Annotated in this window: 17 protein-coding genes; 10 read left to right on the top strand and 7 right to left on the bottom strand. The window is 42.5% G+C overall.

All coding sequences use genetic code 11. The annotated features are described in order from the left end of the window. Positions 1 to 36: 36 nt before the first annotated feature. The 5 genes from ACFSJY_RS04405 to ACFSJY_RS04385 form a co-directional block, all read right to left on the bottom strand. On the bottom strand, positions 37 to 1,794 hold the full coding sequence (locus ACFSJY_RS04405) for a sugar phosphorylase (RefSeq protein WP_386031508.1): 1,758 nt from the start codon (positions 1,792 to 1,794) through the stop codon (positions 37 to 39). A 13-nt stretch (positions 1,795 to 1,807) separates the two neighbouring features. Then, complete coding sequence (locus ACFSJY_RS04400) at positions 1,808 to 3,031, bottom strand: glycosyltransferase family protein (protein ID WP_386031506.1); 1,224 nt, start codon at positions 3,029 to 3,031, stop codon at positions 1,808 to 1,810. Further along, positions 3,024 to 3,875 (bottom strand): HAD-IIB family hydrolase, encoded by an 852-nt coding sequence (locus ACFSJY_RS04395; protein WP_386031504.1) that lies wholly within the window; start codon positions 3,873 to 3,875, stop codon positions 3,024 to 3,026. The genes ACFSJY_RS04400 and ACFSJY_RS04395 overlap by 8 nt, the downstream gene beginning before the upstream one ends. A gap of 1 nt (position 3,876) precedes the next feature. Next, positions 3,877 to 4,743: a kinase gene (locus ACFSJY_RS04390; protein WP_386031502.1), complete on the bottom strand. Its 867-nt coding sequence runs from the start codon at positions 4,741 to 4,743 to the stop codon at positions 3,877 to 3,879. 234 nt (positions 4,744 to 4,977) lie between these two features. Further along, positions 4,978 to 7,593, bottom strand: coding sequence for a penicillin-binding protein 1A (locus ACFSJY_RS04385; RefSeq protein WP_386031500.1), 2,616 nt, complete (start codon positions 7,591 to 7,593; stop codon positions 4,978 to 4,980). A gap of 129 nt (positions 7,594 to 7,722) precedes the next feature. On the opposite strand from ACFSJY_RS04385, the gene ACFSJY_RS04380 reads away from it, so the two are divergent. The 9 genes from ACFSJY_RS04380 to ACFSJY_RS04340 all read left to right on the top strand — a co-directional run bounded on the left by ACFSJY_RS04380 (position 7,723) and on the right by ACFSJY_RS04340 (position 16,607). Further along, positions 7,723 to 8,802, top strand: coding sequence for a pilus assembly protein PilM (locus tag ACFSJY_RS04380; protein WP_386031498.1), 1,080 nt, complete (start codon positions 7,723 to 7,725; stop codon positions 8,800 to 8,802). Then, entirely contained in the window at positions 8,790 to 9,380 is a 591-nt protein-coding gene (locus ACFSJY_RS04375; RefSeq protein WP_386031496.1) for a PilN domain-containing protein, read from the top strand. The genes ACFSJY_RS04380 and ACFSJY_RS04375 overlap by 13 nt, the downstream gene beginning before the upstream one ends. Next, on the top strand, positions 9,380 to 9,985 hold the full coding sequence (locus tag ACFSJY_RS04370) for a type IV pilus inner membrane component PilO (RefSeq protein WP_386031494.1): 606 nt from the start codon (positions 9,380 to 9,382) through the stop codon (positions 9,983 to 9,985). Before ACFSJY_RS04375 ends, ACFSJY_RS04370 begins: the two co-directional genes overlap by 1 nt. After that, entirely contained in the window at positions 9,985 to 10,512 is a 528-nt protein-coding gene (locus tag ACFSJY_RS04365) for a pilus assembly protein PilP (protein WP_386031492.1), read from the top strand. The genes ACFSJY_RS04370 and ACFSJY_RS04365 overlap by 1 nt, the downstream gene beginning before the upstream one ends. 11 nt (positions 10,513 to 10,523) lie before the next feature. After that, positions 10,524 to 12,584, top strand: a complete 2,061-nt coding sequence (locus ACFSJY_RS04360) for a type IV pilus secretin PilQ (RefSeq protein ID WP_386031490.1) — start codon at positions 10,524 to 10,526, stop codon at positions 12,582 to 12,584. Between the two features lie 149 nt (positions 12,585 to 12,733). Beyond that, complete coding sequence (aroK, locus tag ACFSJY_RS04355) at positions 12,734 to 13,252, top strand: shikimate kinase AroK (protein ID WP_386031488.1); 519 nt, start codon at positions 12,734 to 12,736, stop codon at positions 13,250 to 13,252. After that, positions 13,252 to 14,319, top strand: a complete 1,068-nt coding sequence (gene aroB, locus ACFSJY_RS04350; RefSeq protein ID WP_386031486.1) for a 3-dehydroquinate synthase — start codon at positions 13,252 to 13,254, stop codon at positions 14,317 to 14,319. Before aroK ends, aroB begins: the two co-directional genes overlap by 1 nt. A 19-nt stretch (positions 14,320 to 14,338) precedes the next feature. Next, a complete protein-coding gene (locus ACFSJY_RS04345; RefSeq protein ID WP_386031484.1) occupies positions 14,339 to 15,703 on the top strand; it encodes an SPOR domain-containing protein in 1,365 nt (454 codons plus the stop codon). A 79-nt stretch (positions 15,704 to 15,782) separates the two neighbouring features. Then, complete coding sequence (locus ACFSJY_RS04340) at positions 15,783 to 16,607, top strand: Dam family site-specific DNA-(adenine-N6)-methyltransferase (protein WP_386031482.1); 825 nt, start codon at positions 15,783 to 15,785, stop codon at positions 16,605 to 16,607. Positions 16,608 to 16,669: 62 nt separating this feature from the next. Here the strand turns inward: ACFSJY_RS04340 and ACFSJY_RS04335 are convergent, their stop codons facing one another. Continuing rightward, the gene (locus tag ACFSJY_RS04335; RefSeq protein WP_386031480.1) at positions 16,670 to 16,888 is read right to left on the bottom strand and encodes a DUF2970 domain-containing protein; all 219 of its coding nucleotides are present in this window, start codon (positions 16,886 to 16,888) and stop codon (positions 16,670 to 16,672) included. Positions 16,889 to 16,981: 93 nt separating this feature from the next. Further along, a complete protein-coding gene (locus ACFSJY_RS04330; RefSeq protein ID WP_386031478.1) occupies positions 16,982 to 17,671 on the bottom strand; it encodes a TorF family putative porin in 690 nt (229 codons plus the stop codon). Positions 17,672 to 17,955: 284 nt separating this feature from the next. Between ACFSJY_RS04330 and rpe the strand changes: the two genes are divergently transcribed. Continuing rightward, positions 17,956 to 18,633 (top strand): ribulose-phosphate 3-epimerase, encoded by a 678-nt coding sequence (gene rpe / locus ACFSJY_RS04325; RefSeq protein WP_386031476.1) that lies wholly within the window; start codon positions 17,956 to 17,958, stop codon positions 18,631 to 18,633.

Here is an 18,633-nt window from a genome sequence, read left to right as displayed (position 1 = left end):
CGAAGCTGTTACATAGTTATTACTGATTAGTTGCTACTACGATGGTTTTACGTTGGTAATCCATACACTTTGGTAGGGCGACAATAATAGCGCTTGTGTTAAATCGGTGATTTCGATACCAATGATAAGGTCATACCAAGATTCGGTAATAATCAAGTTCAATTCGCTAATAGGCAACTCGATTTCTTGGTCAGTAATATTCGATACACAGAAAATACTTTGTCTTCTGTCTTGGCTTTGACGCCAAAACCCGAATAAATTTAATCCCAAATGCAAAGTGAACTGAGTCGCATTAGGGTGAAATGCTTTTTGCGCTGTGCGTTTGTCTATCAGGGCCAGCATTTGCTCAAGCACTATCGCATGAGGGTTTGATGCGTCTGCCAATTTTTCTTGTAACGCAGTATAGTCCCAGCGGTGTCGGTTAATGGCACGATTGTGATGTGTATTTTTTAGTTTTTCATAGTCGTTACGTGTACCCAATAGACTGTGTATATAAATGCCCGGTATTCCTTCAAGCGCCAACATAATGGTGTGTGCACAAATAAAGCGCGGCATACCCCATTTATCTGGCCCATTTGTTGTCCCCTGCAAAGCATCAAATAGCGAAATATTCATTTCATACGCTTTTTGTTCACCTGTTTCACTAGTGCGCCACGAAATGGCACCGCCAAATGACTTCATTGTGTTAATGAGCGTGCTGATTTCCTGATCGCTGAGTAGGCCTTCAGCAGGCCTTAAGCCAATGCCGTCATGGGATGCGATAAAGTTAAAATACGTCGTGCCATCTTGCGCTGGTGGCATACTCATTAACCAACGTTTTAAATACAAACAATTACCAGTGATTAAGGTATTAATAAGTAGTGGAGGTAATGAGAAGTTATAGATGCAGTGTGCTTCGTTAGCGTTGCCAAAATACGTTAGGTTTTGCGTGTTAGGAATGTTAGTTTCTGTGATGATCACAGCATCTGGTTGCGCATGTTCTATTAGGGTACGCAACAACCTAACGACTTCATGCGTTTGTGGTAAATTGATAGAAGAAGAGCCCACTATTTTCCATAAAAAGGCCACGGCATCCATTCTGAAAATACGTACGCCATTGTCTAAGTACTGGCGTAAAATTTTGACAAACTGACTGAGTACTTCAGGATTACGAAAGTCCAGATCAACTTGGTCATGGCTGAAGGTGCACCAGACATATTTCTCGCCATCAGCAGTACCTGTTTTTCTAAGCAACGGTGATGTGCGTGGTCGCACGACCTGTGATAAATCGTCTTCAGGTTCGGCAGTGAAGAAATAGTCATGTCCTTGACCCTCGCCCTTGATAAAATTCTCAAACCAAAGGCTTCGACTAGAGCAATGATTGATGACCAAGTCAGCCATTAATTTTTTAGCATCGGCAATACGATTAATATCTTGCCAGTCGCCTAGGGATTCATTAACTGAGGAATAGTCAATCACTGAAAATCCATCGTCTGAGCTATACGGGAAAAACGGCAGTATATGAATGCTATTGATGTGGTCTTGTAAGTAGTTCTCAGAGAAATGGTGCAGCGTTTGTAGCGGCTTTTCATTTTGCTTAAGTAAAGAGTCACCATAGGTGATCATGATGACATCTTGTTCTGACCAATGATTGCTGAACGGCGCTGGCGGAGTGTCCGAAGGGCCTATCCGCATTTCGCTGATAAGCCTTTCGGCGAGATCATCGTACGTGCAATGTAAATCCACGTCGTCATATATGACCGCAAGTTGCTGCGATACTTTTTGAGCTAACGCTTGCATACCATCAATTGTCATTGGTTACTCCTTACTAACCACCAAATTCTATGTTGTCTTGTTCTACGGCGTCTTTCAGCTCTTCCAGAATATTTGGCTCAGCACTGATCACGCGGTTCCATGTTGGAATAAACGGGGTTTCCATAGGATTTTCTAAGAACGTTTGGCCAGCACGCATGATGTTTTTGGCGAACATCTCAACAGCGGCTTCTTCATTGTGAATATCAAGAGATAAGCCATTCATCAGCGCATCGTGCCGGTAGGTTTCAACATAGTCGAGTGCGATTCGGAAGTAAGTCGCCTTGATTGAGCGGAACGTTTCTGTGCTAAAGGTTTGGCCTTGCGTTGCTAGTTTTCTGAAAAACGCCTTGGTGATATCTATCGACATTTTTGACAGTCCAGCTTCTGCGTTATCCAGTGATAGATCTTGATGCTTATGGTCATATACGTCTGCAATATCGACTTGGCAAATGCGATTAGTCGCATAATTACGATGCATTTCACTGAGTACGCCAATTTCAAGCCCCCAGTCGCTGGGAATACGGAGGTCGTTAAGTACATCGCGTCGGAAAGAAAACTCGCCGGCAAGTGGGTAGCGGAAGCAATCCATATAGTCTAGGTATTCGTTCGGGCCAACAACTCGCTTTAATGCGCGAATGAGTGGTGTCACCAATAAGCGTGATACTCGACCATTAATTTTTCCATCAGCGACTCGGGCATAAAAGCCTTTGCTAAACTCGTAGTTGAATTGAGGGTGGGCGACTGGGTAGAGCAGACGAGCCAGTAAGTCTTTTTCATAGGTCAAAATGTCACAGTCATGCAATGCGACAGATTCCGCTCTATTTGAGGCAAGAATATAACCCATGCAATACCATACGTTACGTCCTTTTCCCATTTCAGTAGGCGCTAAGCCTAGTGCTTGTAGCTTCGCATCAAGTGCTTTTAACCTTGGTCCGTCATTCCAAAGTACGCGATGATGCTGTGGTAGCTTGTTGAAAAAAGAAAGGGCATAACGATACTGGTCTTCATCTGCTCTATCCAGTCCAATTACAATTTCAGACAGGTATGGCACCTCAGAAATTTTGTCGATAATCTTGGCGAGTGCTGGACCTTCCAATTCAGAAAACAGCGATGGTAATAACAAACCCAATGGACGTTTTTTGTTAAACGTGATGAGTTCTTCTTCCATATCCTGATAAGAGCGCTGCCCAAGATTATGTAAAGTGGTAACGCTGCCATTTTGATAAAAATCAGCCATGGGAATGCCCTCCAAGTAATGGGAAATTTAAAATGAAATTCAGAGATTCAGCCCAACCCACAGGCCCATATCCTTTGGTCTGAAATATGAATCTTGTGCGATCAGTGTCGAGTCGTGGAAATGAGTGTGTTGGCGATTTAATTTGTACCGCGATATCAGCGGCTTCAAGCATGGCTATGTCATTGCCACTGTCGCCCAAGGCTATCGCTGTCACATACGGCAGCTTGAGTAGGTGTTGATATTCACCAGCCAGCCAATTGAGCGCTTTCCCTTTATCACAAGCATCGCAGATATGGATAAAACGCCCACCCAATAACACATTAGCGCCAAGCGCTTTAGCCGACGCTACAAATTGATGCTTTTCTTTGTCTGTGCCCAACCATAAAACAGGCTCGCCAAATTGGCGCTGGCTGGCAAGTTTTGCCTGTGGAACCGTTAGCCCCGTAACTTCAGCAATATCAGCGGATGTCATTTGATAGAAGCTTCGGAACTTTTCGCCAAAGGAATTGCTAAGTTGTTCAACAACGTTGATGAACGTCTCTCTGGAGCGACTAAATGATTTGACCCAAAAGTGAGGCTGCTCGGTCGTATCTTGAGGTTGTTTGTTAAAAAGTTGTTTCGGCAAGTATACCGCTGCACCGTTCTCGACAATGAATGGGCCGTTGATACCTATTGCTTCATAGATGTTAATGACTTCTTGCACCGTTTTGCTTGTAGTAGCGACCACCGGGATGTCGTTTACTTTTAATTGAGCAATGACTGGTAAAGCCGCTTCAAAGCTATACGTGTAGTGATCGAGTAGTGTGCCATCTAAATCTGTGAAGATGATAGGGTGTTGAATCATGTTAAAGGCTCCCTACTTGCTTGGTAATACTTCTATCGATGGCTAGCTCGAACGTGATGTCCATATCTTGAGGCAATGTTGCTAGCGCATGCTCTGTAAGACGCTGGAAATAGGCGATAAAGGTATTGACCTGAGCTTTTGTCATTGTCTTGTTGTTTACTTGCCCAACCTTTTCGATGAGTTTTTGCTCTTGTTGCCAACGCCAATCAGCAACTTGCTCAAAGCTGGGCGCTTTTAGCATGAGCCATGTATCAACCATGTCGTATAAGGGCAGATACTCTGAATTGAGCGCATGATTAATATATTTGCGCCATTCAAGCGTTTTGTCGTGCTCTTGCTCTAGCTTGTTGATAGGCATTGTTAGAGAAGCTTCAGATTGAGGTTTCACACCCCAACACCATCCTTCAATGATGACGATGTCTACTTCGTTATCTATTGTTGGCCAATCGGACGTTGGTTTAGGGTTGTCTGTCGCTTTGTCGAATCTTGGTAACGTTGTAGAAGCCCCTTCTTGTAAGCATTTTAAGGTGTTGCAAAGCAATTCAGTATTATGAGTGCCTGGTACACCGCGTGTGCGAAACAATGGGTGAGTGGACTTTGCTAGCGATTCTCTCTCTTCACGTGATAAATAAAAATCATCAAGGGATAGATTGGCAACACGCAACTTATATTGTTGAGTCAACGTGAATTCTAAGTACGCTGCTAAGGTTGATTTTCCAGAGCCTTGGCTGCCGTTGATGCCAATAAACCACGGTGCCTTTGTTTTGGCTAATGTATTGATTTTAGTCACAAGTGACGCAAACCATTGATTTGCAGTAGCCTGATAACTATCTGGTAGTTGTTGCTGCTCTAAAAACGGAGATAACATGCACTGCCTGCGATTAAACCTTTTATTTAGGTATAACAAGGTTTATGCCGCTTTTCATATACAGCGGTGCTTCAATCAACAATGCTGATGAAATATAGGCTAGAGAGCAATAAGCAAACGGAAAGTAAAGCGGAATTTTTCTTGTAGGTAGTGGCCTCTGCACCAAAATGGTGCGCACCATTTTGGTGATGCGCGATATTTTTAAGTGGACATATTGGCAATCAGACAGTGATTTTATTCAAAAATATCTTCTTCAGGCTCTTCAACACCATCGAGGATTATACTGCTTTCATCACTTTTGACGTAGTCGCTAGGCGCTGTGCCTAATTGAAAATATTCAAACATACTCGATCTATCTGTCAAAGTCGTCAGCTTGCCTGACGTCTTATCAATACGAACCGAGACAATATCTTCTGGCGGCATAAACGGTTCTACTGGCAAGTCACTGAGGGCTACCTTCATGAAATCAATCCACGCTGGTTGTGCTGATTTTGCGCCGAATTCCTTACCGGTAATTTGATTTTTAGGGAGGTTATTGTTGTATCGCGTTTGTCCAAGCTTGCGTGTGTGGTCGTCAAACCCTATCCAAGACGTAGCAACCATACGTCTGCTATAACCCGAGAACCATGCGTCCTTAGCTTCGTTCGTTGTGCCGGTTTTACCCGCGATATCTCTACGTTTTAGAGAACGGCCCCTAAAGCCTGTTCCCTGCCAACCCGGAGAAACAGACCAGTCAGCACCCCAAATAGCGGAGTTTAGTGCTTCAGAGATTAAAAATGCATTTTGTGCTGATATAACACGTTCTGCGGTTTGAATCTCTGGCGTACTGGATTGCGACACGAGAGTAGCGATAGCCGCTTGTTTTTCCGACGCGTCTGATGCCTGTTCTAAAGTTTCGCCTTCGGTTGCGGATTGATTTAAATCAGCAATATTTTCTGCGCTTTCAGCTGCACTTTCTCTTTTTGTTAGCAGCTCAGTACAAGGCAGCGCACATGCTAGTTTCGGATTTGCTTGATAAATGGTGTTGCCAAAAGAATCTTCTATTCTATCGATGAAATAAGGCTCTACAAGAAATCCACCATTGGCGAATGTGGCGAAGCCAGTTGCCACTTCCAACGGTGTTAATGACGCAGACCCAAGTGCAATTGACTCGTCTCGTGGTAGCTCATCTGGCGCAAAACCAAAGCTGCTTAAATGGTTTATGACGTTATCCAATCCAACTGCGCGAAGAAGGCGAACCGCGACAACATTTTTTGATTCTGCTAATGCACGCCTAACGCGAATAGGACCGTTATAGGTTGGTGGCGAGTTTTTTGGACGCCATACCACACCAGAGCGTTTGTCCCATTGATTGATTGGTGCGTCATTAACGAGTGTTGCTAATGTGTAGTCACTATCTAGTGCGGCAGAGTAAACAAATGGCTTAATATTTGAGCCAACTTGTCGCTTTGCTTGGGTGACGCGATTGAACTGACTTTGTTTAAAGCTAAACCCACCAACGACAGCTTGTATAGCGCCATCGTCAGGATTGAGCGCGACTAAAGCTGCACTAGCCTGCGGTAATTGGCTCAAGGTGTATTTTTCGCCTTGCTGTGTGACATAAATAACATCACCAATTTTCAGTATATCTGACGCAACTTTGGGTTCTTGACCTTGTTTTAAATCGTTAATATAAGGCCTTGCCCATGCCATTGCTTGCCAATCTAGCGTTGATTCTTCAAGCGATGCGAACTTTATTGTGGCGCTTTGTTCACTAACGTCGGTAACAACAGCAGGTTCCAATTGTTGAAAGTCTGGAACGCCAATCAACGCGTTTTCAATTTCTGTATCGGTTAGTGCAATACTTAAATTTTCAACAGTCGGCTCTTGCGTTACAGGACGAAGTTCAAGCACAGGTCCCCGGTAGCCATGGCGTTGGTCGTAGTTGTGTAAATTTTTTACGACGGCTGACTCTGCTGCTTTTTGAATTTTGGCGTTTACCGTCAAGTAAACCTTATAACCGCCCGTGTAGGCTTCGTCACTACCAAATCGCGTCAGCATTTCTTGGTGTGCCATTTCAGCAATGTATGGTGCGTTTAAGCTAATTTCTGCCCCATGCTTTTTTGCCGTTATTGGAGACAAAGTCGCACTATCGTGTTGCTTCTGTGTAATGTAATTGCTCACTAACATGCGATGAAGTACAACATTGCGTCGTGCTTTTGCACGCTCTGGGCGACTTATTGGGTTTAACGTGGACGGTGCCTTTGGAAGCCCAGCAAGCACAGCGATTTGTGGAAGAGATAAATCTTTAACATCTTTACCGTAATAAACTTGTGCTGCGGCACCAAAACCAAATGCGCGATGACCTAACTCAATTTTATTCAGATAAAGCTCTAGAATTTCGTCTTTTGTCAGCAGACTTTCGATATGAAAAGACAAGAACACTTCACGGATTTTACGCGTGTAGGTGACCTCTCGAGTCAAAAAGAAGTTACGTGCAACCTGCATGGTGATAGTGCTTGCACCACCTTTATTTTGCCCCATGAGCTTGGCGACAACAGCTCGACCAACGCCTATAGGGTCGACACCAAAATGTGAATAAAAACGATCATCCTCTGTCGCTAATATTGCATCAATAAGTTGCTGGGGGAATTCATTGAGCGACAAAGGAATACGCTTTTTCTCTCCGAATTGAGAAATCAGTTCACCGTCGTGACTGAAGATCTGCATCGGTGTTTGCCACTTCATGTCTTTTAACGACTCCACACTGGGTAAGTCGTCTTTCATAGAAAAATAGAGGCCAAATAAGGAGAGAATACCCAAAAAGCTTAGCGCTAAGACTAATTTCGCTAAATTTTTTACTGAAAACACGGAAATTGCTCTAATTTTGAAAAAAATTTGTATGATAAGACTAGTATATCGTCTAAAACCATGTAATAAATGTATTTATGCGTTTATTATAACGAAAATAATTACAACTATAAGATTTAGTAGGAAGTTATGCTAAGCAAGTTATGGAAAAAGAAAGCATCCATGATGGTTGGAATCGATATCGGTTCTCATGCTGTCAAAGCTGTTTTGTTAAGCCAGGGAGATGATGGGTACGTTTTAGAAGACTTCGCTATAGAACCAATGCCTCGTGGTGCTATCGTTGACCGTGAAATACAAGACATTGAAGCTGTAGGTAAAATTATCGCCAAGGTGCGTAAAAAAATAGCTTCTTCTATTAAACTTGCTGCAGTGGCTGTTTCAGGCCAAACCGTAATCACCAAAGTTATTTATATGGATGTTGTTTTAAGTGATGAAGAGCTAGCAGGCCAGATAGAGGTTGAAGCTGACAGCTTAATTCCATATCCACTTGATGAAGTTAGCTTGGATTTTGAAAAGCTGGCGGTCAATGAGTCTGACCCGAGTAAGATTAACGTTTTGTTGAGTGCTGCTCGAACGGAATCTGTAGAAGCTCGCGTGGCTGCGTTAGAAGCTGGCGGATTTACGACGAAAGTTGTTGATGTTGAATCTTATGCGATAAGTCGCACGCATGACTTGTGTATTTCTCAGTTACCAGAAGATGCAAGCAATAAAATGGTTGCGATGGTCGATATCGGCGCAACCATGACGCTTTTTTCTGCAACGAATGAAGGTGAGCACGTATACAGTCGTGACCAGTTATTCGGTGGTGAACAATATACACGTTCCATCGTATCGTACTACAACCAGTCTTTCGAAGAGGCAGAGTCTGCTAAAGTCAGTGATAATTTACCTCCCAACTATCGTTTTGAGGTCCTAGCGCCATTCCACACCATTTTGGTACAACAAATTCGCCGTGCGATACAAATGTTCTTAACATCAAGTGGTTACGAAAAAGTCGATTACTTGGTAATATCTGGCGGTACTGCGTTGGTTGAAGGTGTTCAAGAGTTGTTAACCGAAGAATTAGGGATTTTTACGGTTGTTGCAAACCCGTTTGATGGCGTTGAAATCTCAGACAATATCGACCGTGCTGAAGTAAGCAAGGTTGCACCACAATTGATGGTGGCTGCCGGATTAGCGTTAAGGAGTTTTACGCCATGGCATATATAAACCTCCTGCCTTGGCGGGAAGAAGCGCAAAAAGCAAGGCAAAAAGAATTTATAACTATACTCGCCTTTGTTGCATTGATTACATTACTGATCGTGTTTTCTATTAGTGCGTTTTACCAAGCGCAAATCGATGGTCAAAACACACGAAACCAATTCTTGAAGAATGAAATTCAAATTCTGGATGTTCGTATTGCAGAAATTAAGACGCTGAACGAGAAAAAAGATGCACTTCAAAAGCGTATTAGTGTAATCGAACAGTTACAGCGTAGTCGTAATGTTGGTACGCAAGTACTGGATGAAATAGCTAAGATTATCCCTAACGGCATATACATCACTAAGCTCGAGAAAAAAGGTAACATTATTCACCTGACTGGTAAGAGTGAGTCGAATAACCATCTGGCGAACATGATTCGTGAGATTGAGTTATCAGACTTGTTCACTGACGCAACGCCTGAATCTATTATTACTGATGAAGAAGCAACTAAGTTGCTAAGTGATTTTAAAATGCGAGTCAAAATCAAAGGTCTTGTTGATGACTTAGATGCTGCCGTAGACCAAGCGTTCCAAGGAGGTAACTAATGGATTTAGATTTATCCAAATATACGGAACAGTTTGATGGCCTTGAATTAGATAATCTTGGTGAGTGGCCAATACTCGCCAAAATCGTATTCACTATTTTCATGGCTGTTGTCGTGGCGGGCGTTTCGTATATCGGACTTGTCAGTGATAAAATCACTACGCTGGAAAGCGTTAAAGCAAACGAAGTAACGCTAAAGCAAGAATACGAATCAAAATATCACGTGGCAGCCAACTTAGAGCTTTTCCAACAGCAAATGGCAGAAGCGGAAAACATTTTCGCAAACCAATTACGAAGCTTACCGGAAAGTCATGAGACACCGGGCCTACTAGATGATATAACGTTTGTAGGGACAACCAGTGGCTTAGACTTTGTTAAGTTGAATTGGCAGCCAGAAATTGTAAAAGAAATTTATATTGAATTACCGATTGATATTGAAGTTATTGGTGCGTATCACGAGTTTGGTAGTTTCGTAAGTAAAATAGCGGGACTTCCAAGGATTGTTACCTTGCATGACTTCACTATTGATATTGCACAAGTATCTAGCGAAACACTAAATCTTAAACTTCAGGCCAAGACCTACCGTTACCAGGAGGCTAGCCAATAATGAAAAAGTTAATCGTACTAGCACCTTTATTACTGCTGGCGGGTTGCTTTGATGATACAAGTGATCTCAAAATACACATTGCTAAAGTAAAAGCTAACACGCGTAGTTATATTGAGCCGATGCCAGAAGTGCCAACGTTTAATCATTTTGATTACGCAGCGGCAGACTTGAGAAGCCCTTTCGTAGCCCCACGTCCAGAAGCGATTCAGGAAAAGCTACAACAAATGTCAGGATGCTTGAGCCCAGATCCTAGGCGACGTAAGCAACCACTTGAAAAGTTTGCCTTGGGTGACTTGGTTATGCGCGGCACACTAGGCGAAGGTGGCGTTACTTGGGCACTAGTTGAAGCATCCGATAATACGCTTCATCGTGTGTCAATCGGTAACTATGTTGGCCTGTACAATGGCCGCATTACAGAAGTGAATAATAATAGCGTTAGTGTTATTGAATTAACGCCAGACGGCGCAGGCTGTTGGGTAGAACGTGAAACAGAAATCGAAATGGTAGAATTGGATAGTAAAAGGTAAAGGAAGTAGTGATGCTATTTAATAAAATAATAAACAATAAAATTTTTGCCTTGAAGCAACAGGTGAAAATTGCCATTGCTACGTGTTTATATCTTGTCTACTCGTCAGCAGCATTAGCCTCTGACTTGATAGGTATCGCGTACAATACTATCCATAATGATCAAATCGAGCTTGTATTCTCGTTTTCAGAAGAGATTTATGGCCAACCATCTGTCAAAACATCCGTTAATCCGGCAACAATTGAGGTTAACTTTGGGCGTGTAGCGTTTGAAGAAGATTACGCGGAAACCTTTGTTGACCACGCTGGTGTAGAGACCATCTTGGTGACAGAAGTCGATGGTAATATGGTTGCAACCATCAACATGGACAAGCTTAATGTCTTTGATGTTGCAATTGAGGGTGACCAATACGCTATTACCTTAACATACGGTAAAGCTGCGGAAGTTGTTGAGCAGGTAGCTCCAGCAGGTGAAGAGTTCATCAACAACATTCAGTCTATCGATTTCCGTCGTGGTGAAGCTGAAGGCGAAGGTCAAGTTATTATCAACTTGGGTGATAGCGTCGTAGCTGCTGATGTAAGCGATCAATTAGGTAAAGTGGTTGTAGAGTTCTACAACACACAAATCCTTGAAGATATGCTTTACAAACTTGATGTTACTGACTTCAACACAATTGTGTCTGGCATGGAAACATTCCGCGATGGCCGAAACGCCAAGATTGTTATCGATGTAGACAGCAACTTTACGTTTGAACATGATCAACAAGAAAATGTGTTCCTTGTGAATATTCGTAAAGAAGAGAAGAAAGTCGGTTACTTAGGTGCCGAAGAAGACTTCAGTGGCCGCACGATTTCACTTAACTTCCAAGATATCTCAGTGCGTACAGTTCTTCAGATTATTGCGGATTACAACGAGTTTAACTTAATCACTAGTGATACAGTAACAGGCAACATTACGCTACGTTTGGACGGTGTGCCGTGGGATCAGGCGTTGGACATCATCCTGAAGGTGAAAGGCCTTGATAAGCGTATGCAAGGCAACATCCTTATGGTTGCGCCAAGTGATGAGTTAGCGGCGCGCGAAGCGAAAAATCTACAAGCTCAGCAACAAGTAGAAGAACTTGCGCCTTTATATTCTGAGTATGTGCAGATTAACTACGCGAAAGCGACTGAGCTAGCTTCTCTAATCAAAAATGAAGATACCAGTATTTTATCAACGCGCGGTTCAGTTTCCGTTGATGAGCGTACGAATACATTACTTATCCGTGATACGGCTAAGAGCATTGAAGATATCAAGCGTATGGTTGATATCCTAGATATCCCTGTGCGTCAGGTTGTAATCGAAGCACGTATGGTAACCGTTAAAGACGATATCAATGAAGAAATGGGTATTCGTTGGGGAGTTACTGACACAGATGGTGAATATGCTACCTCAGGTACCTTAGAGGGTGCAGATTCTGCAGCGGCAGGCATTGTTCCAGACCTTGCGGATCGCCTAAACGTAAACCTACCCGTTGCTAACCCAGCAGGCAGTATTGCTTTCCAAGTCGCACGTTTAGCGGACGGCACTATCCTTGATTTAGAGCTAAGTGCACTAGAGCAAGAAAACAAGGGTGAAATTATAGCAAGCCCACGCATCACAACGGCTAACCAAAAAGAAGCCTTTATCGAGCAGGGTGTTGAAATCCCTTACCAAGAAGCAGCGTCTAGTGGTGCAACGGCTACGCAATTCAAGAAAGCAGTACTAAGTTTAACCGTTACACCGCATATTACGCCGGATAACAAAATCATCTTGGATTTAAGTGTTACACAAGATACTGTTTCTGACATCACTAGTGGTCAAGCACCAGCTATTGATACTCAGCGAATTGGTACTCAAGTACTCGTTAGTAACGGTGAAACCATTGTATTGGGTGGTATTTACCAGCAATCTATCATTAGTGCGGTATCAAAAATTCCAGTATTAGGTGATATTCCTTACTTTGGTTGGATGTTCCGTAACACAAATAATTTCAACGAAAAGAAAGAGTTATTAATTTTTGTGACACCTAGAATCGTCACCGAACACTTCTAATAACCCCTTAATTGCAAGTAGGTGGCGTAATTTTTGGACACTTACTTGCAATCTGCTCCCAACAATTGCGATAATTACGCCCTTGAAATTTTTGAGGGGAGTCTCCTCTTACCTGTTAACACTTTTTGTACGAGAATTAAGTAAGTCTAATGGCAGAAAAACGTAATATTTTCCTAGTTGGTCCGATGGGCGCAGGCAAAAGCACAATTGGTAGAGAATTAGCAGATAAACTTCACTTAGAGTTTTATGACTCAGACCAGGAAATCGAACGCCGCACCGGAGCTGATATCTCGTGGGTTTTTGATTTAGAAGGTGAAGAAGGCTTTCGCAAAAGAGAAGAAGGTGTCATTGACGACTTGACCGAAATGCAAGGTATTGTGCTTGCAACCGGTGGTGGCTCAGTAATTAGCTCACAAGTCCGTAATCGTCTATCTGCGCGCGGTATTGTTGTTTATCTAGAAACAACTATCGATAAGCAAGTTGCTCGAACTCAACGTGATCGTCGTCGTCCACTTTTACAAACGTCTGAAGAGCCACGTTCAGTGCTAGAAAAACTAGCCGTCGAACGTAACCCGTTGTATGAAGAAATTGCTGACGTTATCGTTCAAACTGATGACCAAAGTGCGAAAGTTGTTGCTCATAAAATCGTAGATAGACTAGATTTCTAATGACAACACTTCATGTTGATCTGGATGATCGCAGCTATCCAATCTACATCGAGCAAGGGCTACTTTCACAAAGTAGCCTGATCGCTCAACACATCAAAAACAAACGCGTTTGTATTATTTCTAATGAAGTCGTATTTCCTCTTTACGGCGAGTCTTTAATAAATTCTTTGCAAAACTTCGATATTGATAGCGTCATTCTTCGTGATGGAGAGCAAGAAAAAAGCTTAGCTAATTTTGACGGTATTATGACCCACCTTCTAGAGAAAGGGCATGGTCGAGATACTACCATCATAGCGCTAGGTGGCGGCGTAATAGGCGATATCAGTGGCTTTGCAGCTGCGTGTTATCAACGTGGTATTGATTTTATTCAAGTGCCGACAACACTGCTTTCTCAAGTTGACTCTTCAGTTGGTGGTAAAACGGCTATTAATCACCCGTTGGGTAAGAATATGGTTGGTGCTTTCTATCAGCCTAATGCCGTCATTGTCGACCTCAATACGCTAATTACATTACCTCCAAGAGAATTCGCAGCAGGAATGGCAGAAGTCATAAAATATGGCATTTTAGGTGATGCTGAGTTCTTTGAGTGGCTTGAACAGAACAAAGAAAGTATCAAAGCCAAAGACTTTGATACGCTGGCATACGTCATAGCCCGCTGTTGTCAGTGTAAAGCAGACATAGTGTCAGAAGATGAAAAAGAAGCAGGGAAACGTGCTTTGCTCAATCTTGGACATACATTTGGTCATGCGATTGAAGCTGAAATGGGGTACGGCAAATGGTTACATGGAGAGGCGGTCGCTACTGGTATGGTGCTTGCTTCTACACTGTCAAAGTACCGTGAATTGCTATCAGCGTCAGAACTTCGTCGTATTATTGACCTTATCACTTACTTTGACTTACCTACCTCGTCACCTGAGAGTATGGCTTGCACGGAATATGTTAAGCATATGAAACGTGACAAAAAGAACCTAGGTGGCTTGATGCGTTTTGTATTACCCGAGGGGATTGGTCAAAGTCACGTCGTGAGTGATGTAACCGAGGAGGAGCTGAAGCAACTTCTAGGCTAGATTAATAGAAGAGGTCTATATGACTGCTTTGGCGACTCAAGTGCAAACGAATCACACTACACAAGAATCTGAAAACATCACTGCAATTAGCGTAAATGCGCGTGTAGATTACATTTTAAAGTTTTCTAAGCATCTCGTCGCTGTTATTGATGATGTTGGGCTAGGCTATGGCTCTACTTCTGGCAGCTACCTTGATTCATTACCTGAAGACGCTAATGCTGCTCTAGTCAATGTATCAGCCCGTCTCAATGATGTGCAGGTAAGAGCGCGTATCAACGAGCAACTATTCCCGAATGAGCCTTTTGATCCTGAGGTGTCTCTAACAAAAAGTGTCGCAGAGCAGTATGAGAGAAACGTAGGCACTATTGCTATTGTCATTGAGCAGGCTCAGCACCTGTCGCTGCAAGTGATGCATGAGCTTACATTGCTCGTCGAATTAGCAAAAAAACTTCAACGTGATATTCAAGTGGTCCTTCTGGGAAATGTCGAGCTAGGCAAAGTTATTTCACAGAATTACACGTTATTCAGTAAAAAGTTGTCTATGATTTCGATGAGCAAAGGTCAGTTGCTCCACGCAAATGCATCACTGTTCAAAGCACCTAAAAAAGCGTTTAGTTTTACCCCTTTTAATATCGCTATTTTAGTCTTGCTTGGCCTTTTAGTCGTGACCTTTGTCAGCCTGTATAGCCTGTATCAGCGAGATAGCTTTGGTTTTGCAAAGCTACCTGGTGAGCCTGTGAGTATCGAACAAGAAATTGACTCAGCGAAACAACCAGATGAATTAATCACAGAACTAGACCAAACGAATGCGGGTTCACAGGACATTTTAAGCGCGTTAAGTGCTGTACCAATTGAGCCAACCCGTAATGCATCGGTAGAAGATATTCTAGCGGCAATCACTGTTGCTCATGCGCCAACGGAAGTCACTGTAGCATCTTCTCGTGATCAGAGCGCTAATAACCTGCCGATAGAGGAAGCCAACCTACCTAAAATCGATAGTGTTGAGCCAGCAAAGTTAACTGAGGCTGTTCAAGTTGAGCAAGCACCTATATTAGAAACGAATCAATTAGATAACGTTAATCGGTATACCTTTGACGGCATCTATGAAGGTGTTGTAATTCAATACACTGCATTAAAACAAGAGTCTGGTGTCAGCGATTTAAGTATCGCTGTGAAATTTGCTGAACGATATCTAATCACCGACTTTAAATACTACACGAGGAGCATTAATGGCGAGCCTTTTGTGGTAATCACATCTCTTGTATTTAATGATAGAAATCAGGCCAAAGAGGCTATGTCACTACTACCAGAGCCACTGAGAAATTCAGGGATATGGTTAAAGTCTGTACAAACAGTGCAAACGGAAATACAGGCTAGCCTGTAAAGCTGAAAAAACATTGGTCTGCTAGGCGATTCAAGCTACAATCGCAGTCGAATTTTGTGGTAGTGGAACAGTTGGCCGAATGACCAATAAAAACAGGGCATTTTTGAAATGGGCGGGTGGTAAATATACGCTCTGTGATGTCATTAATAAAATGCTTCCCAAAGGTGACTGTTTAATTGAACCTTTCGTTGGTGCAGGCTCAGTATTTCTTAACAGCAATTACAAACGCTACATACTGAACGATATTAATCGCGATTTGATTAACGTATACAAGTTATTGCAAACGCAGCCTGAACGTTACATTCAGGAAGCGCAAAAGTTATTCTCTGAACAACACAATCAAGCAGACGCCTATTACGAATATCGTAAAGTATTTAATGCCTCCACTGATGTTTTTGAGCGTTCGATTCTCTTTCTCTATTTAAATCGCCATGGTTATAACGGCTTGTGTCGATATAATAAGTCTGGTGGCTACAACGTGCCTTTTGGCAAGTATAAAAAGCCTTATTTCCCGCAAAAAGAGCTACAAATATTCGCAGAGAAGTCACAACGTGCGGAATTCCACTGCGAGAATTACCGCGACACATTCGCAAGAGCGACTGATGGTGATGTCATTTACTGTGACCCGCCTTATGTTCCTTTGAGCAAAACGGCAAGCTTTACGAGCTATGCCGGTAATGGTTTTGGCTTAGATGAACAAGCCGACTTGGCCAATGCTGCGGAAGAAACAATCGTTGATGTACCCAAAGCGACAGTTTTAATCAGTAATCACGATACTATTTGGACACGCAAAATATATGAACATGCAAAGCGTATTCGAAAGTTAAATGTAGCGCGTACTATCAGTCAAAAAGGAAATGGACGTAAGAAGGTTGGTGAACTTATGGCTTTGTATAAAGCGTAAATAGAATTTTTACCGTCAACGGCATGTGCTTGTTGATCAGTATAAATATATGACACTTACCTTCAATTGTTAGGCATCACCAAGCTGACAGCGATAACTAAACTCATAATAAACAAAAACACGGCAAGTAAGCCGACGATAATAAATTGAATGGGTTTCCCTTTATTGAAGTCTTGTTGGTGATTATTGGTACTTTGCACACCAAAAAATGCAGCGCCAACACTTTTTACTGTTTGCCACCAAGAAAGTCGGTCTTTGTTTTTATTGCCTTTGCTTGTCATCAATACCTCTTGCGTCTTATGAGTTCAATTTTAGCTTAGCAAATAAGCACAAAAAAGCCCGGTGAAAACCGGGCTTTCTCAGTGTGATAAACCTTAAAGGTCAATATCGATAGCGTAAGATACAACGAATTTCACATCATCGTTGTCTAAATCTGTATCTGAAAGAGCAAAAGTGAAACCGTCTTTACTTAAACTAATGCCATAGTCTGTGTAGTCTGCATCATCATAGTCATCATCAAAGCTATAGTTACCTACGTGAAATGCTAGCTCTAAACCTTCAGCTACTTCAAATGCAGCATCAGCACTGATGTATAATGCGTCCTCAAAGATTTCGCCAGCGTCATCGCTATTGGTTCCGTAATTAGCTGTTACTCTAAAAACACCGTACGATAAGCTACCGTAAACTTCACCGAAGTCGTATTCATTGTCACTATCTGTTTCTGCTGAATCAGGGTAAGCGTAGTAGATGTAACCAACATCGTAGCCAAAACCAGAGTCGCCGATGTCACCGCCAAAGCCAAAGTAGAAATCCAACTCATAACTTGCGTCATCACCAAAATCTACATTTGAAGCCCACGTACCAGCGTAGAAACCTGAACCGTGCTCGTAATCGATACCACCAGAAATCGCAGCCGCATCGTCAGTTTGCGATACCCCGCGCCATAAATAATTACTTGTAAGGCCAACATTTGCTGACAAACCTTCTACTGCATGCGTTTCTGTAGAGACAACTGAGGCTGCTAAACCTGAAGCAATTGCTAATCCCATTAGTGCGTTTTTCATGATTATTCTCTCTGTTTTTTTATTGTTGATTCTGTTTTTGCAAAGAGAGTGCCCAAATCAGAGTAATTATTCAAAAACGCCTTTAGGCCTTAGTAAATAAAGGAGAGAGGACAATATTATCTTTGCTTATAAGATATGTTTTTTAGGTGACGTCCCATTGTGGTGCGTTGTTTAAATCTTATTCACCATAAATGTGCACAAAAAAGCACCGTAAAACTCTGCTTTTACTTCAATAATGCTCGCGCTTTAGGTAAAGTAGCGCAGATTTTGCTGGGGGTAATACTATGTCTTCTTATTTGATAGCACCATCTATTCTTTCTGCTGACCTTGCTAGGCTTGGCGATGATGTTGATAAAGTCCTGTCAGCTGGTGCTGACGTCGTCCACTTTGACGTGATGGATAATCACTATGTGCCAAATCTGACATTTGGTCCAATGGTGTGCAAAGCCTTAAGAGACTATGGTATTACGGCGCCTATTGATGTGCATTTAATGGTGAAACCTGTTGATCGCATCATTCCAGACTTTGCCAAAGCAGGTGCTGACATCATCACTTTCCACCCTGAAGCAAGTGAACATATCGACCGAACGTTACAGCTTATTAAAGATAACGGATGTAAAGCTGGTTTAGTGTTAAACCCTGCGACACCGTTGCATGTGCTTGACCATGTTATGGACCGACTTGATGTTATTTTATTAATGTCAGTCAATCCTGGCTTTGGTGGTCAATCATTTATACCATCTACATTAGATAAGCTTCGCTTAGTAAAACAGCGTATCGTCGAAAGTGGTCGCGATATTCGCTTAGAAATAGACGGCGGTGTTAAAGTTGATAACATTGCTGAGATTGCCGAAGCAGGAGCGGATATGTTTGTTGCTGGTTCAGCGATATTTTCACAACCAGATTACCAAGCTGTAATTGAGCAAATGCGTGCTCAATTGGCGTCAGTGACTAAAGATTAA

This window comes from Thalassotalea euphylliae, assembly GCF_042682785.1.
In the GTDB taxonomy this organism is placed as follows: domain Bacteria; phylum Pseudomonadota; class Gammaproteobacteria; order Enterobacterales; family Alteromonadaceae; genus Thalassotalea_F; species Thalassotalea_F euphylliae.
Note: the sequence above shows the minus strand (reverse complement) of the source record. Positions and strands in the feature narration are given on the sequence as shown.

What these genes read in the sequence shown, in the direction of transcription:
- ACFSJY_RS04360 (WP_386031490.1), top strand. Translation starts at nt 10,524, where the DNA reads ATGCTATTTAATAAAATAATAAACAATAAAATTTTTGCCTTGAAGCAA.
- ACFSJY_RS04365 (WP_386031492.1), top strand. Translation starts at nt 9,985, where the DNA reads ATGAAAAAGTTAATCGTACTAGCACCTTTATTACTGCTGGCGGGTTGC.
- ACFSJY_RS04340 (WP_386031482.1), top strand. Translation starts at nt 15,783, where the DNA reads ATGACCAATAAAAACAGGGCATTTTTGAAATGGGCGGGTGGTAAATAT.
- ACFSJY_RS04400 (WP_386031506.1), bottom strand. Translation starts at nt 3,031, where the DNA reads ATGGCTGATTTTTATCAAAATGGCAGCGTTACCACTTTACATAATCTT.
- rpe (WP_386031476.1), top strand. Translation starts at nt 17,956, where the DNA reads ATGTCTTCTTATTTGATAGCACCATCTATTCTTTCTGCTGACCTTGCT.
- ACFSJY_RS04405 (WP_386031508.1), bottom strand. Translation starts at nt 1,794, where the DNA reads ATGACAATTGATGGTATGCAAGCGTTAGCTCAAAAAGTATCGCAGCAA.
- ACFSJY_RS04345 (WP_386031484.1), top strand. Translation starts at nt 14,339, where the DNA reads ATGACTGCTTTGGCGACTCAAGTGCAAACGAATCACACTACACAAGAA.
- ACFSJY_RS04375 (WP_386031496.1), top strand. Translation starts at nt 8,790, where the DNA reads ATGGCATATATAAACCTCCTGCCTTGGCGGGAAGAAGCGCAAAAAGCA.
- ACFSJY_RS04395 (WP_386031504.1), bottom strand. Translation starts at nt 3,875, where the DNA reads ATGATTCAACACCCTATCATCTTCACAGATTTAGATGGCACACTACTC.
- aroK (WP_386031488.1), top strand. Translation starts at nt 12,734, where the DNA reads ATGGCAGAAAAACGTAATATTTTCCTAGTTGGTCCGATGGGCGCAGGC.
- ACFSJY_RS04370 (WP_386031494.1), top strand. Translation starts at nt 9,380, where the DNA reads ATGGATTTAGATTTATCCAAATATACGGAACAGTTTGATGGCCTTGAA.
- ACFSJY_RS04390 (WP_386031502.1), bottom strand. Translation starts at nt 4,743, where the DNA reads ATGTTATCTCCGTTTTTAGAGCAGCAACAACTACCAGATAGTTATCAG.
- aroB (WP_386031486.1), top strand. Translation starts at nt 13,252, where the DNA reads ATGACAACACTTCATGTTGATCTGGATGATCGCAGCTATCCAATCTAC.
- ACFSJY_RS04335 (WP_386031480.1), bottom strand. Translation starts at nt 16,888, where the DNA reads ATGACAAGCAAAGGCAATAAAAACAAAGACCGACTTTCTTGGTGGCAA.
- ACFSJY_RS04380 (WP_386031498.1), top strand. Translation starts at nt 7,723, where the DNA reads ATGCTAAGCAAGTTATGGAAAAAGAAAGCATCCATGATGGTTGGAATC.
- ACFSJY_RS04330 (WP_386031478.1), bottom strand. Translation starts at nt 17,671, where the DNA reads ATGAAAAACGCACTAATGGGATTAGCAATTGCTTCAGGTTTAGCAGCC.